This window comes from Pseudomonas sp. R11-23-07 (assembly GCF_003852295.1).
In the GTDB taxonomy this organism is placed as follows: Bacteria; Pseudomonadota; Gammaproteobacteria; order Pseudomonadales; family Pseudomonadaceae; genus Aquipseudomonas.
Genome location: NZ_CP027761.1, coordinates 3,431,662 through 3,448,334, shown reverse-complemented (window position 1 = coordinate 3,448,334; position 16,673 = coordinate 3,431,662). Strand labels below are relative to the sequence as shown.

Annotated in this window: 12 protein-coding genes; 3 read left to right on the top strand and 9 right to left on the bottom strand. The window is 62.1% G+C overall.

What is annotated here, in order from left to right; all coding sequences use genetic code 11:
- Positions 1 to 257: 257 nt before the first annotated feature.
- Together copD and copC are read right to left on the bottom strand one after the other, a co-directional pair.
- Positions 258 to 1,115 (bottom strand): copper homeostasis membrane protein CopD, encoded by an 858-nt coding sequence (copD, locus tag C4J84_RS15715; RefSeq protein WP_124435695.1) that lies wholly within the window; start codon positions 1,113 to 1,115, stop codon positions 258 to 260.
- 3 nt (positions 1,116 to 1,118) lie between these two features.
- Positions 1,119 to 1,484 (bottom strand): copper homeostasis periplasmic binding protein CopC, encoded by a 366-nt coding sequence (gene copC, locus C4J84_RS15710; protein WP_124429965.1) that lies wholly within the window; start codon positions 1,482 to 1,484, stop codon positions 1,119 to 1,121.
- Positions 1,485 to 1,600: 116 nt separating this feature from the next.
- Here copC and C4J84_RS15705 point away from each other — a divergent pair, with 116 nt between their 5' ends.
- Entirely contained in the window at positions 1,601 to 2,221 is a 621-nt protein-coding gene (locus C4J84_RS15705) for a TetR/AcrR family transcriptional regulator (RefSeq protein ID WP_124367514.1), read from the top strand.
- Positions 2,222 to 2,332: 111 nt separating this feature from the next.
- On the opposite strand, the gene preA is transcribed toward C4J84_RS15705, so the two are convergent.
- The 3 genes from preA to hydA form a co-directional block, all read right to left on the bottom strand.
- Positions 2,333 to 3,607, bottom strand: coding sequence for an NAD-dependent dihydropyrimidine dehydrogenase subunit PreA (gene preA, locus C4J84_RS15700; protein ID WP_124435694.1), 1,275 nt, complete (start codon positions 3,605 to 3,607; stop codon positions 2,333 to 2,335).
- Positions 3,607 to 4,974 (bottom strand): NAD(P)-dependent oxidoreductase, encoded by a 1,368-nt coding sequence (locus C4J84_RS15695; RefSeq protein WP_124435693.1) that lies wholly within the window; start codon positions 4,972 to 4,974, stop codon positions 3,607 to 3,609. Before C4J84_RS15695 ends, preA begins: the two co-directional genes overlap by 1 nt.
- Positions 4,975 to 5,138: 164 nt before the next feature.
- Positions 5,139 to 6,578, bottom strand: coding sequence for a dihydropyrimidinase (hydA, locus tag C4J84_RS15690; protein ID WP_124435692.1), 1,440 nt, complete (start codon positions 6,576 to 6,578; stop codon positions 5,139 to 5,141).
- Between the two features lie 603 nt (positions 6,579 to 7,181).
- Between hydA and C4J84_RS15685 the strand changes: the two genes are divergently transcribed.
- Positions 7,182 to 8,669, top strand: coding sequence for an NCS1 family nucleobase:cation symporter-1 (locus C4J84_RS15685; protein WP_124435691.1), 1,488 nt, complete (start codon positions 7,182 to 7,184; stop codon positions 8,667 to 8,669).
- Between the two features lie 84 nt (positions 8,670 to 8,753).
- Positions 8,754 to 10,037: a Zn-dependent hydrolase gene (locus C4J84_RS15680; protein WP_124435690.1), complete on the top strand. Its 1,284-nt coding sequence runs from the start codon at positions 8,754 to 8,756 to the stop codon at positions 10,035 to 10,037.
- Positions 10,038 to 10,156: 119 nt separating this feature from the next.
- On the opposite strand, the gene C4J84_RS15675 is transcribed toward C4J84_RS15680, so the two are convergent.
- The 4 genes from C4J84_RS15675 to C4J84_RS15660 all read right to left on the bottom strand — a co-directional run bounded on the left by C4J84_RS15675 (position 10,157) and on the right by C4J84_RS15660 (position 16,620).
- On the bottom strand, positions 10,157 to 10,615 hold the full coding sequence (locus tag C4J84_RS15675) for a transposase (protein WP_124435689.1): 459 nt from the start codon (positions 10,613 to 10,615) through the stop codon (positions 10,157 to 10,159).
- A gap of 222 nt (positions 10,616 to 10,837) precedes the next feature.
- A complete protein-coding gene (locus tag C4J84_RS15670) occupies positions 10,838 to 12,256 on the bottom strand; it encodes an efflux transporter outer membrane subunit (RefSeq protein WP_124435688.1) in 1,419 nt (472 codons plus the stop codon).
- The gene (locus tag C4J84_RS15665; protein ID WP_124435687.1) at positions 12,240 to 13,409 is read right to left on the bottom strand and encodes an efflux RND transporter periplasmic adaptor subunit; all 1,170 of its coding nucleotides are present in this window, start codon (positions 13,407 to 13,409) and stop codon (positions 12,240 to 12,242) included. The genes C4J84_RS15670 and C4J84_RS15665 overlap by 17 nt, the downstream gene beginning before the upstream one ends.
- Positions 13,399 to 16,620 (bottom strand): efflux RND transporter permease subunit, encoded by a 3,222-nt coding sequence (locus C4J84_RS15660; RefSeq protein WP_124435686.1) that lies wholly within the window; start codon positions 16,618 to 16,620, stop codon positions 13,399 to 13,401. Before C4J84_RS15660 ends, C4J84_RS15665 begins: the two co-directional genes overlap by 11 nt.
- Positions 16,621 to 16,673 lie beyond the last annotated feature (53 nt).

Here is a 16,673-nt window from a genome sequence, read left to right as displayed (position 1 = left end):
TTTTGTTGTTTTTATTATTCGTCATACGTTGTCGTACAACGATGGGCGCGATATTTACGGGGTTTTAAAGGAGTGTCAAGCAGAAGTTATGGGATGACTTGCTCGGTCTATCTAAATGTGGACACGGTCAAAATGTGGGAGGGGGCTTGCTCCCGATAGCGGTGGGTCAGCTACACATAAGTTGACTGTCACACTGCCATCGGGAGCAAGCCCCCTCCCACATTTGATTGGTGACCAATCATAAGAATGGCGGGGTTTCAGCCGGCCATGACCATTGGCGGCAGGGTGCCCAGCAGGGAAACCGCTGCCACTGCTGCAATACCCAATAGCCATTCCAGCAGGACACTGGCCTTCAAGCTGCCCACTCGCTGTCCACACTGTTCCAGGCGCAATCGGTTCAGCAAGGCCAGCACCAACATGCCCGCTACCAGCAGCACCTTGATCAGCAGAATCAAGGCAAACCCTTCAAACGGCGGGGTAGGCCACAGTTGCCCGGTGAGCACGCGCACGTTGACCAAACCGGTCACCAGCAGGCCGGCAACCAGGCCATAACCCACGCCACTGAAGCGCCGCAGGATCGGCTGCAGGGTCAGCGGCTGTGGCTGTCTGAGGATCAACACCAGCAGCAGCAAGCCGCCCAGCCAGGCACCGACGCACGCCAAGTGCACCACTTGGTTGAGGATCAGCAGTCGCCCGCTGAGGCCATCGAGCATGGCGCCGTGGCCCACCGGAGCCAGGGTCGCCAGCACCAGCGCAATCAGCGGCAGGCGCAGAGCCGGCCACGGCTTGATCAATACGATCACCAGCAGCAGGTTGAGCAGCACGTGCCAAACCCACACCTGCCCAAAGAAGGTGTTGCTCAGCACCAACATCACCGTGGCCGGTCGTAGTGCGGCGTCCCACCCGCCGGCCATGCTCGCGGTGATCAGCAGCAGCCACGCGACCCCGGAGCCCAGCCCCAGCCAGGCCAGGCCTCGGGTGAAGCGCAGCAGGCGCCGGTCGAGTGCCGGTTGCGCAGCCGCGCCGAGCAACAGAGGCCTGAACACACAGGCCCCGAACATCAGCAGCACCACGATGAAATGCACAAAACGGCACAGCACCAGCAGGGTCGCCATGGATTATTGGCCAACCTTGAAGCTGTAAGTGCCTTCGCTCTTGTGGGTGTCGACGGACACGGCGTGCCACTCGACCTTGTAAGTACCGGCCGCCAGCGGAGCGGCAGGGGTGACCACCAGGGTTTTTTTGTCGGTGTCCGGGGTTTCAAGGCCCTTGATCGCGATTTCCGTGCCGTCCTTGCTCAGGGACACCTTGGTGAACGTCGCTTCGACGCCTTCGCTGAAGGTCAGGCGCAGGTCTGTCGGTGCGGCAACATTGCTGTCTGCCGCTGGCGTGGCGCCTTTCAGGTGCGCGTGGGCAAAGGCTGCAGACGCGCCCAGCAGGGAGGCGAGCAGGGCGACGATGGTCAGGGACTTCTTGATCAACATTGTTCAATACCAATCAGAGGATGGAAGCGAGCAGTGTACGAAGTTTCGGTTCGGCGTGTCGCCCCGATCTAGAGCGGATGGTAGTCTCTAGGTCGTGTTGTTGTCAGGGAGACCTTATGGGCAATCACAAGATCGGAATTCGGCGGATCAACGTCGAGAAAATCCTGCTGGCCGCAGAGAAAGTCTTCGCTGAAAAAGGCTATGGCAGCACCGCCATGGCCGATATCGCCAAAGAGGCGCAACTACCGCGCTCGAACCTGCATTACTACTTCACCACCAAGAGCGATCTGTACAGCGCGGTGCTGTTCGACCTGCTGGACCTGTGGAAACAGGACGCCCTGAGCTTCGAAACTTTCGATGACCCACGGGTGGTGCTCAGCAGCTACATTCGCGCCAAGATGCAGCGCTCGCGCACACGGCCGTATGGTTCGAAAGTCTGGGCCAATGAAATCATCCACGGTGCGCCCACCCTGGGTGAGGCGCTGGATGAAAGCCTGTACGACTGGGCCAAGATGAAGGAAGCGAAAATTCGCCATTGGGTGGAAGACAAACGCATCCTGCCGGTGGAGCCGTCGAGCCTGCTGTACATGATCTGGGCATCGACCCAGCACTATGCCGACTTCGATCATCAGGTGAACATTTTGAATGATCATCAGCCGTTGTCAGATATGCAGTTTGAGCGGGCGATACAGACGGTGACCGGGGTGATATTGCGCGGGATTGGGTTGGAGCCTTGAATAGTGTGGTGAGGTTGAGGGCCCCATCGGGAGCAAGCCCCCTCCCACACTTGGCTGTGTGAACCCGATCAAATGTGGGAGGGGGCTTGCCCCCGATAGCGGTCTGAAGGCCTACACAGCCTCCCTGTAGGGATTCCTCGGATCCTGAGTCCAATTCAAAAACGGCTTGCCCGTGTCGACCGGCACCATCTCGATACAATCGGCCACCGGACAAGTAATCTGGCACAAATTGCAGCCCACGCACTCGTCATCGATCACCTCATATTTATGCGTACCATCCGCCTGCTTCAAGCTGGCGATGGCCTGGTGTGAGGTGTCCTCACAGGCGATATGGCAACGCCCACAGCCGATACACGCCGCCTGGTCGATCTTGGCGATCACCTGGTAGTTGATGTCCAGGTACTTCCAATCCGTGGTGTTGCCCACCGCACGCCCGGAAAATTCCTGCAAGCTCTGGTAGCCCTGAGTGTCCATCCAGCGCGACAGCCCGTCCTTCATCTCTTCGACGATGCGGAACCCATGCAGCATCGCCGCCGTGCACACCTGCACCGCGCCGCAGCCCAGGGCGACGAATTCAGCGGCGTCACGCCAGTTGCCGATGCCGCCGATACCGCAGATCGGCAAGCCCTGGGTCTGCGGGTCGCGGGCGATTTCGGCGACCATGTTCAGGGCAATCGGTTTCACCGCCGAGCCGCAGTAGCCGCCATGGGTACTCTGGCTGCCGACCATGGGCAGGGCGACCATGCGTTCCAGGTCGACGCTGGTGATGGAGTTGATGGTGTTGATCAACGACACCGCATCCGCGCCGCCGCGATAGGCCGCCCGCGCGGCCACGCGGATATCGGTGATGTTGGGCGTGAGCTTGACGATCACCGGCAGCGAGCAGTACGTCTTGCACCAGCGCGTCACCTGCTCCACGTACTCAGGCACCTGGCCGACCGCCGCGCCCATGCCGCGTTCGGGCATGCCGTGGGGGCAGCCGAAATTCAGCTCGATACCGTCGCAGCCGGTGGCTTCCACCCGCGGCAGGATATTTTTCCAGGATTCTTCAACACAGGGCACCATCAGCGACACAATCAATGCGCGGTCCGGCCAGTCCTTTTTCACCTGGGTGATTTCGCGCAGGTTGATCTCCAGGGAGCGGTCGGTGATCAGCTCGATATTATTGATGCCCAGCACTTCGCGATTCGCCCCGTAGTGCGCCGAGTAGCGCGACGACACGTTGACCGCCGCCGGGTCTTCCCCCAGGGTTTTCCACACCACGCCGCCCCATCCGGCCTCGAACGCGCGCACCACGTTGTAGGCCTTGTCGGTGGGCGGTGCGGAGGCCAGCCAGAACGGGTTGGGCGCTTTGATGCCGGCGAACACAATCGACAGATCAGCCATTACGCGGCCTCCACGTTGAGCATGAGTTGAGCGTGCATGGCCTCGGCGGCCAGCTTGCCGTGTTGCACCGCCTGCACGGTGAGGTCCTGGCCGAGGCTGACGCAGTCGCCGCCGGCATACACCCCGGGAATACTGGTGCGCAGGTGCTCGTCGACGAAGATGCGTTCGCCCACGCGGTGCAACTGCTGGGCCAGCGGGTCGTGCAGCGCGTCGTTGTCAAAACCCTGACCAATGGCCTTGAAGATGGCGTCTGCGGCCAATTCGAAGGTTTCTCCGGTGGGGTGCAGGCGACCGTTCTCCATGCGCGTGCGAGCGAAGCGCATACCGCGTACATGCCCCTGGTCATCGAGCAGCACCTGTTCCGGCTGGGCCCAGGTCAGCAGGCGAACCTGGTTGGCCTTGGCGATGTCTTGCTCATGGTGGGTCGCGCCCATGTCATCCAGGCCACGGCGGTACACCAGGTTCACATCACGCGCACCGAGGCGCGCCATTTGCACGGCCATGTCGATAGCGGTGTTGCCGGCGCCGAGCACGATGCAGCGGTCGGCCAGCGGCAGCTGGGTGAGGTCATCGGCCTGGCGCAGTTCGCGGATGTAGTCGGTGGCGGCGAGCAGGCCGGGGGCGTCTTCGTCGGGCAGGCCGAGGCGTTTGCTGGCCGCCAGGCCGAGGCCGAGAAACACCGCGTCAAATTGCGCGTGCAACTCGCTCAGGGTGAGGTTGTCGCCCAGGCGCTGGCCGTGACGGATCTCGATGCCGCCGATTTGCAGGAGGAAATCCAGTTCCTTCTGGGCGAAGTCGTCCACCAGTTTGTACTTGGCGATTCCGTATTCATTCAAGCCGCCGGCTTTTTCCCGGGCTTCGAAGACCACCACGTCATGCCCGTGCAGGGCCGCACGGTGGGCGCAGGCCAGGCCCGCCGGCCCGGCACCGACCACCGCGATGCGCTTGCCGGTGGGCGCGGCACGCTGGAACGGGTGCTGGCTGAAGTGCGCGTTGTCGATGGCATAGCGTTGCAACAGGCCGATCAGCACTGGGGCGCATTCGTCGGCGTTGTTACGTACGCACGCTTGCTGGCACAGGATTTCCGTGGGACAGACTCGAGCGCAACTGCCGCCGAGGATGTTGGCCGAGAGGATTTTCTGCGCTGCGCCCTGGACGTTGTCGGTGTGGATATTGCGGATGAACGAGGGGATGTCGATTTCGCTGGGGCACGCGTTCACGCAGGGGGCGTCGTAGCAATACAGGCAGCGCGAAGCTTCCAGCTGGGCCTGGCGGGCATTGAGGGGCGGAGCCAGGTCGGTGAAGTGGCTGGCGAGGGTGGGCCCGTCGTCATGGGGATGGGGGAGGTGGGTCAGGGTCTGGATCACGGTGGTGGCCTCACGGTTATTGAGGTGCTGCCTCTGATGGGCGATCGTTCCCATGCTCTGCGTGGGAATGTCTCACTGGACGCTCTGCGTCCGCTCTTGGAACGCGGAGCGTCCCTGGCTGCATTCCCACGCAGAGCGTGGGAATGATCATGTGCGCTGTATGTTCAGCGTTTCACCGCAGTGGGCCTGGAATGCTCCGCCCGCTTGCGCAACTGTTCGAACACCGCCGGATACGCCGGCCGTTCCACATATCGCCCGGCCCCACGCTCGGCGCGCAGGTCGCCATCGGCCCAGACCAGCTTGCCCTGGCTGATGGTGTGGCTCGGCACGCCGCGTACGGTCTTGCCTTCGAAGATGTTGAAATCGACTTGCTGATGATGGGTTTTGGCGGAAATGGTGCGTGTGCCCTCGGGATCCCACAGCACCAGGTCGGCATCGGCGCCGACGCGAATCGCGCCTTTGCGCGGGTAGAGGTTGAAGATCTTCGCGGTGTTGGTGGAGGTCAGCGCGACGAAGGCCTGCATCGACAGGCGCCCGGTATTGACACCCTCATGCCACAGCAGCGCCATGCGGTCTTCGATACCGGCGGTGCCGTTGGGGATTTTGCTGAAGTCGTCACGCCCGGCGGCCTTTTGCTCGGCGCAGAAGCAGCAGTGGTCGGTGGCGGTGGTGTGCAGGTTGCCCGATTGCAAACCGTGCCACAGCGCTTCCTGGTGCCCGCGCGGGCGGAACGGTGGGCTCATCACGTAGCCGGCGGCGGTCTGCCAGTCGGGGTGTTGATAGACGCTGTCGTCCAGCAGCAGGTGGCCGGCGAGCACTTCCCCGTAGACCGCCTGGCCCTTGCCCCGGGCATAGGTGATTTCGTCCAGCGCCTCCTGGGTGGAAACGTGCACCAGGTACAACGGCGTGCCGATGGTCTCGGCGATACGAATTGCACGGCTGGCGGCTTCGCCTTCCACCTGGGAAGGGCGCGACAGCGGATGCGCTTCCGGCCCGGTGATGCCCTGGGCCATCAGCTTGCGTTGCAGGTGATAGACCAGCTCGCCGTTTTCCGCATGCACCGTGGGCACCGCGCCCAGTTCCAGGCAACGTTCGAAACTGGCCACCAGGGTGTCGTCGGCCGCCATGATCGCGTTCTTGTAGGCCATGAAATGCTTGAAGCTGTTGATGCCGTGATGGCTGACCAGCTCGGCCATTTCCTCGCGGACCTGTTCGCTCCACCAGGTGATCGCCACATGAAAGCCGTAGTCGGACGCCGACTTTTCGGCCCAGCCGCGCCACTGGTGGAACGCCTCCATCAACGACTGCTGCGGGTTGGGGATCACGAAGTCGATGATCGACGTGGTGCCACCGGCCAGCCCCGCCGCCGTGCCACTGAAAAAGTCTTCACTGGCCACGGTGCCCATGAACGGAAGTTGCATATGGGTATGGGGATCGATGCCACCGGGCATCAAGTACCGGCCGCTGCCATCGAGTGTTTCAGTGCCGGCGGGAATATCCAGGTCCGTGCCGATAGCACGAATCAGACCGCCTGCGCATAACACATCGGCGCGGTAACTTTCATCATGGGTAACAACGGTAGCGCCACGGATCAACAGCGACATGTCGAGTTCCTCACAGGCTTGACCGGCTTGTGCCAGTTCTAAGTGTTGTAATACGGCTCGCCGATAACTGGTTGATTCCTGTCATCGGTGACAGGAATAGAAACTAGCCCGAGTTTTTCGATTGAGCAAGAATATTTTTATTAAGCTTATAACTACTATAACTTTTTGATTTATAAGATTAAAAATCAAAATTCACCAAAATGAAGCAGCCTCACACCATTTTGACGCACTTGACAGGTTGTCGATTTGAACAACATTTCTTATTGCAAATCAGCCGGTTGAACGATGGCGCTTGACGGGGCCGGGAAATAAAAATAATTGTGTTGCACCAGATTGAGTCCTGAAGGTTCGGACAACTTCCTTGCTATTCACCCTGAGTTCCCAGGGCAAGTTCCGAAGACGCAATCGGTCAACCGGATAAAGCTGATAAACATCAGCCAGTTATAGATGCAGCGTGGGTCGGGAAGCAGTTATCGGCACGGTTATTGAGTGCAGTGGCGGCTGGCCGGGCCCGAGATGTCATGTTGTCGACGAGGTACTCCGGCCACCTGCCTTAACCGTGCAGGTGAGCAAGAATAATTTTAAAAAAACCGTGGAGCGGCCATGCAACAGAACAGATCGCAAGTCATCGAACGTAACGGCCTGTACGAACTCGACGCCGGCCCCGACGTCCTCGACAGCCCTCGCTACAACCACGACATGGCACCGACCAAGGTGCACGAACGCACCTGGAACAAATGGCACATCACTGCGCTGTGGGTCGGCATGTCGATCTGTGTGCCGACCTACACCCTGGGCGGTGTGCTCACCGCGTATTTCGGGTTGTCGGTGGGCGAGGCGCTGATGGCGATTTTGCTGGCCAACATCGTGGTGCTCATCCCCCTCACACTCAATGCGTTTCCCGGTACGAAATACGGCATCCCGTTTCCGGTGCTGTTGCGCTCATCGTTCGGCATCCTCGGCTCCAACGTGCCATGCCTGATTCGGGCGCTGGTGGCGTGTGGCTGGTTTGGCATCCAGACGATGTTTGGCGGCCTGGCGATTCACTTGTTCCTGGGCTCGATTTTCGAGGGCTGGAAATCCCTTGGCGGCACCGGTGAAGTGATCGGTTTCATGATTTTCTGGTGCCTGAATTTGTGGGTGGTGCTGCGCGGCGCCGAGTCGATCAAGCGTCTGGAAACCCTGTCGGCGCCGTTGCTGGTCGCCGTGGGCATTGGCTTGCTGGTGTGGGCAATGCCGAATGTGTCCCTCAGTGAGCTGATGGCGATTCCACCCAAGCGCCCCGAAGGCGCGAGCCTAACGGGTTATTTCATGGCGGGCCTGACTGCCATGGTCGGGTTCTGGGCCACCTTGTCGCTGAATATCCCGGACTTCAGCCGCTATGCCAAAAGCCAGAAGGACCAGATTCTCGGGCAGATTTTCGGCCTGCCGCTGACTATGTTCCTGTTCGCTGCGCTTGGCGTGATCATGACTGCGGCTTCGGTGAAACTGGTGGGGGTCAGCGTGTCCGACCCGGTCACCCTGATCGGCCATATCCAGAGCCCGGTGTGGGTCGCGATCGCCATGGCGCTGATCATCATCGCCACCTTGTCCACCAACACGGCGGCGAACATTGTCTCGCCGACCAACGACTTCCAGAACATCGCGCCCAAGTTGATCAACCGCACCACGGCGGTGATTCTTACCGGGGTGGTGGGGCTGGCGTTGATGGCCCATGAGCTGCTGAAAAAACTCGGGCTGATCGTGTCCGATGTCAGCCTGGAAACGGTGTATTCCAACTGGCTGCTCGGCTACTCCAGCCTGTTGGGGCCGATCGCCGGGATCATGGTGGTGGACTACTTCATCACCCGCAGACAGCAGCTGGACCTGGCCGGTTTGTACCGCGACGACGTGTACCCGGCGTGGAACTGGAGCGGCTTCGTCGCCTTTGGCGTGCCGGTAGTGCTGACCTTGCTGTCCCTGGGCAGCGATGCATTCAGTTGGTTCTACAGCTACGGCTGGTTTACCGGTTCGGCATTGGGCGGGCTGTTGTATTACGCGCTCAATGCCAGGCGCGCGATCACCCCAGTCGCAGCCAAATCATCCTTGTGAACACAGTCAATGTGGGAGGGGTCAAGCCCCCTCCCACATTGGAATGCGGTCCAATCATAAGAAATGTAGCCTGAGGAGATCCCCATGAACGCTGCCCTCGACGTCCTGCAATCGTCCCATCAGCACATCAACCGCGACCGCTTGTGGCAGTCGCTGATGGACCTGGCCAAACTCGGCGCCACCCCAAAAGGTGGGGTGTGCCGGCTGGCCCTCACCGACCTCGACCGCAAGGCCCGCGACCTGTTTGTGCAGTGGTGCGAGCAGGCCGGGTGCACGGTGACCGTCGACGGCATCGGCAATATTTTCGCCCGGCGCCCCGGGCGCAATCCTGACCTGCCGCCGGTGATGACCGGCAGCCACATCGACACCCAGCCCACGGGCGGGAAGTTCGACGGTTGCTTCGGAGTGCTGGCCGGGGTGGAAGTCTTGCGTACCCTCAACGACCTCAAGCTCGAAACCGAGGCGCCGCTGGAGGTGGTGGTGTGGACCAACGAAGAAGGCTCGCGCTTTCCACCCTGCATGATGGGCTCCGGCGTGTTCGCCGAGAAATTCACCCTGGCCGAGACCTTGGCCAAGGTCGATACGGACGGCGTCAGCGTGGGCGATGCGTTGGGTGCGATCGGCTATGCGGGAACGCGGCCGGTCAGCGGGCACAAGGTCGGGGCGTACTTCGAAGCGCATATCGAACAGGGGCCAATCCTGGAGGATGAGAAAAAGACCATCGGCGTGGTGCTCGGCGCGCTCGGGCAGAAATGGTTCGACCTGAAACTGCGTGGCGTCGAAGCACACGCGGGGCCTACGCCGATGCACCTGCGCAAGGACGCCCTGGTCGGCGCGGCAGCGGTGGTGGCTGCGGTGAATGCGGCGGCGCTGGGGCATCAGCCGCATGCCTGTGGGACTGTGGGTTGCCTGCAGGCGTATCCCGGTTCGCGCAATGTGATTCCCGGTGAAGTACGCATGACCCTGGATTTTCGTCACTTGGAGCCGGCGCGGCTGGATTCGATGATTGCCCAGGTGCGCACGGTGATTGATGAGACCTGCGCCAAACATGGGTTGAGTTTCGAGCTGGAACCCACCGCCGACTTCCCGCCGCTGTACTTCGACAAAGGCTGCGTAGACGCCGTGCGCGATGCGGCGAATGGCTTGGGCTTGTCGAACATGGACATCGTCAGCGGGGCCGGGCACGACGCGATTTTCCTCGCCGAACTGGGCCCGGCAGGGATGATCTTCGTGCCGTGTGAAGGCGGCATCAGCCATAACGAAATCGAGAACGCCGCGCCGGATGATCTGGCGGCGGGGTGTGCGGTGCTGTTGCGCGCCATGCTGGCCGCTTCGGCGGCCATTGCCAGTGGCACGCTTGCGGCCTGAAATGCGGTTAAAAAATGTGGGAGGGGGCTTGCTCCCGATGGCGGTGGGTCAGTCGATAAGTTTTTGGCTGATACACCGCCATCGGGAGCAAGCCCCCTCCCACATTTGAACGGTGTGCTTCAGACCCAGATGGCATCCCACAATGGGTAGTCGCCAATTCGCTCGACCAGACCCGCTCGCAATGGGTTGGCCACTACATACCTGGCTATTTTTACAAGGTCATCTTCTTTGCACAGTGCCCGGTCGTGGAAGCTTTCCTGCCAGAGGCGGCCTTTGCGTCCGGTCGCGCCGTTGACGGTTCGTGTACTTTTGGATTTCACCTGGCACATCAGGTTTGCCAGCGAGCCTTTTTTCAACTCGATAATCCAGTGGAAATGGTCGGGCATGATCACCCAAGCCAGAGAGTTGGCCAGCCCTTGGTATTGGGCTAGCCGAAACTGCCAGACGACCAGGCGGCCGAGGTGAAAGTCGTTGAATAGGCGAATGCGCTCATGGGTATTGGTGGTGATCAAGTAGATGCGGTTCGGTTCGCTGTACCGACCGATGCGCAGTCGATGTGAAGCGGGTAGATCAGGCATTCCTTGGCCTCTCTGCTAAGTGGATGCTGAAAGGCTAGAAGGGGTGGGATGAAGGTGTCGTGCAGGCTTTTGGCAGGATGTGTCTGGAAGGGCGCTATCGGGAGCAAGCCCCCTCCCACATGGGCCCGGCAGTGTTCATACATTCTGTGTCTGGCACAAAACCAATGTGGGAGGGGGCTTGCTCCCGATGAGGCCGGAACTAACGCCGCCGAACGTGCAGCCTCAGCCCCCCGGTTTCCAGCCACCCCCCAGCGCCGTAACCAAGCCCACACTCGCCTGCAACTGCCGCGTCTGCACCGCCTGCAACGTCCTCTGTGCCTGCAACGCCGCCGTTTGCGCGGTGACCACGTCCAGATAACTCACGGCTCCGGCCTGATAGCTGTTCATCGCCAATACTTGTGTGTGCTGCGCCGCATCCGCCGCCGCTTGTTCATCCTGCGCCTCCTGCTGCAAATCCCGCAGTTGCGCCAGGTTATCTTCGACCTCGCGCACGGCCTTCAGCACCTGGCTGCGGTACTGCGCCGATGCTTCTTCGAACTCGGCCTTGGCCTGGCGTTCGTTGGCACTCAAGCGCCCGCCATCAAAGATCGGCAGGTTCATCAACGGCCCCAGCGCCCAATAGCGATTACCCGCCGCAAGCAGGTTGCCCACGCCCTGGGTCTGGCCGCCGATCAACCCGGTCAGGCTGAAGTCCGGATACCAGGCCGCTTTGGCCACGCCGATGTTGGCATTGGCCGCAAACACGCGCCGTTCGGCCGCCGCGATATCCGGGCGACGTTGCAGCAGATGGCTCGGCAGCTGTGAGGGAATGCCTGGCAAGGCAATCAATTGCGGGCTCGGCGGCAGGGAGAAATCGCTGGCCGCCGCGCCGACCAGTTCGCCGATGGCATGCTCGGTCAGGTTGCGCTGCCCGCGCACGTCATCCAGCTGCGCCTTGGCCTCGGCCAGTTGACTCTGCGCACGGGTCAGGTCCAGTTCCGACGCGATCTGGCCCTCATAACGGCTGCGGGTGAGTTGCAGCGCCTGGCTGAAATCCTCCAGCGAGTGGGCGAGAATCCGGCTCTGCGCATCCAGCCCGTTGAGCTGCACATACAGCGTCGCCAACTGGCGTTGCAGGCTTAACCGCGCTGCCGCCAAGTCATCGCCGGACGCTTGGGCCTGGGCATCGCCGGCCGCGACCTGGTTGCGGATTTTGCCCCACAGGTCCAGGTCGTAACTCAACGAAAACCCGGCGGTGTCGCTGTTGTACACCGACGGCTGTGTCGTGCCGCGCAACGGTCTGGAATCCGATTGCCGCTGGCGCAACGGCTGCGCGCTGGCGCTGATCTGTGGGAAAAGCCCGGCATGCAATTGACTGGCATACGCCTGGGACGCGTCGAAATGCGCCAGCGCCGCGGCCAGGTCCGGGTTGGCCTTGAGCAGTTGCTGTTGCAGCTCATCGAGCGTTGGGTCGTTGTACAGTTTCCACCACTGCGGCATCAATTGATCGGACGGCTGCGCGCTGTGCCACGGGCCAGCGCTGGTGTGTTCGCGATAACCCGCTGGCAGGTCAACCGACGGCACCTGGTAGCTGGGCGCCAGGGAGCAGCCTTGCAACGCCAGCAACAGGCAGGCCGCAAAAGGTTTAAGCCTTGGGCGCATGGGCACCCCCTGTGGCGTCGGCCAGTTGTACCGGGTCGCCTTCGCGCAGGGCGTCGGGCGGGTTGTCGATGATGCGGTCGGCGGGTTTCAGGCCCTGGTCGATCACCAGGCGTTCGCCCAGGTCCAGGCCGATATGAATGTCTTGCAGGTGCACATGGTTGTGCGGGTCCAGCACCGCGACCTGGGTGCCCTGGGCACGGAAGATCAAGGCGCTGGCCGGGATGCTCACGCCGTGGGTGTCCGCCGGAATCGGCAGGGTGGCTTCGGCATAATCGCCGGGCAGCAACTCACCGTTCGGGTTGTCGGCGACGAACTGCGCGAGCAGGGTGCCGGAGCGCCGGTCGATGGCGGTGGAGTCGCCGATCAGGTGCGCCTTGAAGTGTTCGCCCGGATGTTCGGGCACGCTCAGCTCGGCTTCCAGACCAGGACGGATCACCGCCGCGTAGTTCTGTGGCACCGGCACGTACAGGCGCAGTTGGTGGGTGTCGGCGATGCTGAACAGTTCCGGATCACTGTCGGTATCGGCCTTGATCAACTGGCCGATATCGGTATTGCGCGCGGTGATGGTGCCGGCGAACGGCGCACGGATCGTCTTGTAGCTTTCCAGCGCGCACAGCCGCGCATAGTCGGCGGCGGCAGCCTGGGCATTGGCTTTGGCGGCGGCGGCGTTCGAGGTTTTTTCATCGGCTTCCTGGCGCGACACCGAATGGCTGGCCAACAGGTTTTGCCAGCGCGTTGCGGTGGTGGCGGCAAGGCGCGCATTCGCCTGCTCCTGAACCAGGTGTGCGTGGGTTTGCGCCAGTTGTTGGTCCAGGTCCGGGCTGTCGATTTGTGCGAGGACCTGCCCGGCCTTGACCTGGCTGCCGATGTCGACCTTCCAGTCTTTCAGGTAGCCGCTGACCCGCGCATGGATCGGCGCTTTGCTCCAGGCCTCCAGGTGCGCGGGTAAGCGCAGGGTATCGCCCGCGGCATTCTGTTTGGGCTGGAACACCAGCACCTGGGGAATAGCCGCGGTTTCAGTCCAGGCGCTGACCGACTGTTCATGCAGCACACGGGCGTGCAAGCCGTTGGCGACCAACAGGGCGGCCAGGGTCAGGCCGCCGACACCCAGGAGCATCAGACGCTTGCGCGAGGGTTTGTGATCAGACGACATGGGGCATTTCTCCAGCAGTTGCGCGAGTAGGGTGACGGCCGTGGACCAGGCTGAAAACCACGGGAACAAACAACAGGGTGGCGATGGTGGCGAAGATCAAGCCGCCGATCACCGCGCGGCCCAGCGGCGCGTTCTGCTCCTCGGAGAGCGCCAGGGGCAGCATGCCGATGATCATCGCCAAGGCGGTCATGCACACCGGGCGAAAGCGCGTGTAACCGGCCTCCATGGCGGCTTTCAAGGCATCGCCATGCTCGGCCAGGCGTTCGCGGCAGAAGCTCACCACCAGGATCGAGTTGGCGGTGGCCACGCCCATGCACAGTATCGCGCCGGTGAGGGCCGGCACCGATAACGAGGTGCCGCTGAGGAACAGCATCCACACGATCCCCGCCAGTGCAGCGGGCAACGCGGTGATGATCACGAAAGGGTCGGCCCAGGACTGGAAATTGACCACGATCAGCAAGTAGATCAGCACCACCGCGCCGAGCAGGCCGAAGCTCAACCCGCTGAACGCCTCGTGCAGCGCATCGATCTGCCCGTGCAGGCTGATCGTTGCGCCTTTGGGGCGCATGGACGCGGTGTCATCCAGCACTTTTTGCACATCACGGGCGACGCCGCCGAGGTCGCGGCCCTGCACGTTGGCATACAGGTCCAGGGTGGGCTCGATGTTGTAGTGCGTGACCACCGCCGGGCTTTGTACCCGCGAGATACTCGCCACGCCGCCGAGGATTTGTGACTGGCCGTCGGCACCGGTTACCGGCAGCGCCTCCAGCGCAGGCAGGCTGTCGAGGCGGTATTGCGGCGTTGCGGCGACGATCGAGTAGGACACGCCATTGGCCGGGTTCAGCCAGAACGTCGGCGCCACCTGGGAACTGCCGGCGAGGGAGGCGACCATGCTGTTGGTCACGTCTTTCTCGGTGATGCCCAGGCCATTGGCGCGCAGGCGGTCCACATTCACCTGCAGCGACGGATAACCGGTGGATTGCTGGATACGCAGGTCGGCGATGCCGGCCACGTGTTGCAGGCGCCGTTCGAGCTCCACGGCATAGGCGCGGTTTTCGGCATCGCTGCGCCCGGAAATTTTCACGTCCAGCGGTGCCGGCGCGCCGAAGTTGAGGATCTGGCTGCTGATGTCCGCCGGCAGAAACGCAAAGTGGCTGCCGGGGAAGCTTTGCGGCAGGGCTTCACGTAGTTTTTTTACGTAGTCAGCGGTGGGCGCGTGGCCCTTCTTCAGCGTGACCTGAATATCGCCGTCCTGCGGGCCGATGGTGCCGCTGCTGCTGTAGGCCATGTCGATGCCGCTGAGGGGGATGCCGATGTTGTCGACGATGGTGTCCAGCTCTTGGGCCGGGATCACTTCGCGAATCCGCGCTTCGATGCGGTCGAACGCAGCGGCGCTTTCCTCGATGCGCGTACCCAGCGGCAGGCGCACATGCAGTGCCAGCGCACCGGCATCGGTCGCCGGGAAAAAATCCTCGCCCAGGCTCGGCAGCAACGCGAACGAGGCCAGCACGCAGGCGAGAAAACCGACGATAAAGCGCTTTCGCGCGCCCAGCGCGAGCAGCAGCAGGCCGTGGTAAGTGTCACGGATGTTCGAGAAATGCCGCTCGAACCCCTGCTGGAAATTCAGCACCGCTTGCAGCACTCGATTGCGCGGTTTCTTGTGCTGATCACCTTCATGGTGATTGATGAATTCATCTTCCGGATGATGCCCTGCACCTTGCTCCGGCGTGTGCGGCTTGAGCAGGTACATCGCCAGTGTCGGCACCAGGGTGCGCGAGAGAATGAATGAACTGGCCATGGCAAAAATCACCGCCAGCGCCATCGGCCGGAACAGATACCCGGCGATGCCTTGCAGCAAGAACATCGGCACGAACACGATGCAGATGCACAGTAGCGAGACGAACGCCGGGCCGACGATTTGCGCGGCGCCGTCGAGGATTGCCGTCTTCACCGCCTTGCCTTGTTCCAGGTGCCAGTTGATGTTTTCGATGGTCACCGTGGCGTCGTCCACCAGAATGCCCACCGCCAGGGCCAGGCCGCCCAGGGTCATCACATTCAGGGTTTGCCCGCTGACCGCCAGCAGCGCGATGGCTGACAGCACCGCCAGGGGAATCGACGCGGCGATGATCAGCGTCGAGCGCCAGCTGCCGAGAAACAGCAGGATCATCGCACTGGTCAGCAGGGCGGCGATGATACCTTCCTGGGCCACGCTGCCCACCGACTGCTTGACGAACACCGAGGCGTCGCCCAGCAGTGAGGTTTTCAGCGACGGCGGCAGGGTTTCGTTGATGCGCGGCAGCATCTGGCGGATGCCGTCGATGATCGACAGAGTGGAAATACTGCCGTTCTTCAACGCCGGCATCAGCACGGCGCGGTGGCCGTCGACGCGCACGATATTGGTCTGCGGTGGCGAGCCATCCCGCACGTGAGCGACCTGGCCGATGGTGATGATCGCGCCGTCGACGTTCTTGATCGGCAAGTCATTGAGCTCATCGATCGCCTTGGGGCTGTTGTTCAGCAGAATCGTGTATTCGTTGCGGCCGAGCTTGGCGGTGCCCACCGGGATGATCTGGTTCTGCAGCGCCAGGGCATTGCCGACGTCCTGGGCCGACAAACCTTTGGCGGCCAAGGCCTGGGGGTCGAGGTCGAGGGTGATCTGGCGCTGCTTGCCGCCCATGGGCGTGGGCATCGCCAGGCCGGGCAGGGCGCTCAGCGGCAGGCGGATATTGTTCTGCACCAGGTCGCGGATCCTGGCTTCCGAAAGGCTCGGGCTGGAGAACGCCATTTGCAGGATCGGTACGGTGGAGGCGCTGTAGTTGAGGATCAGCGGTGGTGTGATGCCCGGTGGCATCTGTTTGAGCACGGTCTGTGACACCGCCGTGACCTGGGCGTTGGCGGTGCGGATATCCACGCCGGGTTGGAAGAAAATTTTGACGATGCCCATGCCGGGCAGGGATTGGGACTCGATATGTTCGATGTCGTTGACGGTGGTGCTCAGGGAGCGTTCGTAGGTGTAGATCACCCGCCCGGCCATGGCGTCCGGCGACAGGCCGTTGTACTGCCAGACCACGGCGACCACCGGGATGCCGATATCGGGGAACACATCCGTGGGCGTACGCAGGGCCGCCATCGGCCCGATGATGCAGATGAAAATGGCCAACACGATGAAGGTGTACGGCTTGTGCAGTGCGGTCTTTACCAGCCCGAGCATGCGTGGATCTCCGAAAGAGCAGGGTTGCAAACCCCGGCAGTCTTGCCCGACCC

Coding starts and splice junctions, on each gene's coding strand:
- copD (WP_124435695.1), bottom strand. CDS start 1,115: ATGGCGACCCTGCTGGTGCTGTGCCGTTTTGTGCATTTCATCGTGGTG.
- copC (WP_124429965.1), bottom strand. CDS start 1,484: ATGTTGATCAAGAAGTCCCTGACCATCGTCGCCCTGCTCGCCTCCCTG.
- C4J84_RS15705 (WP_124367514.1), top strand. CDS start 1,601: ATGGGCAATCACAAGATCGGAATTCGGCGGATCAACGTCGAGAAAATC.
- preA (WP_124435694.1), bottom strand. CDS start 3,607: ATGGCTGATCTGTCGATTGTGTTCGCCGGCATCAAAGCGCCCAACCCG.
- hydA (WP_124435692.1), bottom strand. CDS start 6,578: ATGTCGCTGTTGATCCGTGGCGCTACCGTTGTTACCCATGATGAAAGT.
- C4J84_RS15685 (WP_124435691.1), top strand. CDS start 7,182: ATGCAACAGAACAGATCGCAAGTCATCGAACGTAACGGCCTGTACGAA.
- C4J84_RS15680 (WP_124435690.1), top strand. CDS start 8,754: ATGAACGCTGCCCTCGACGTCCTGCAATCGTCCCATCAGCACATCAAC.
- C4J84_RS15675 (WP_124435689.1), bottom strand. CDS start 10,615: ATGCCTGATCTACCCGCTTCACATCGACTGCGCATCGGTCGGTACAGC.
- C4J84_RS15670 (WP_124435688.1), bottom strand. CDS start 12,256: ATGCGCCCAAGGCTTAAACCTTTTGCGGCCTGCCTGTTGCTGGCGTTG.
- C4J84_RS15665 (WP_124435687.1), bottom strand. CDS start 13,409: ATGTCGTCTGATCACAAACCCTCGCGCAAGCGTCTGATGCTCCTGGGT.
- C4J84_RS15660 (WP_124435686.1), bottom strand. CDS start 16,620: ATGCTCGGGCTGGTAAAGACCGCACTGCACAAGCCGTACACCTTCATC.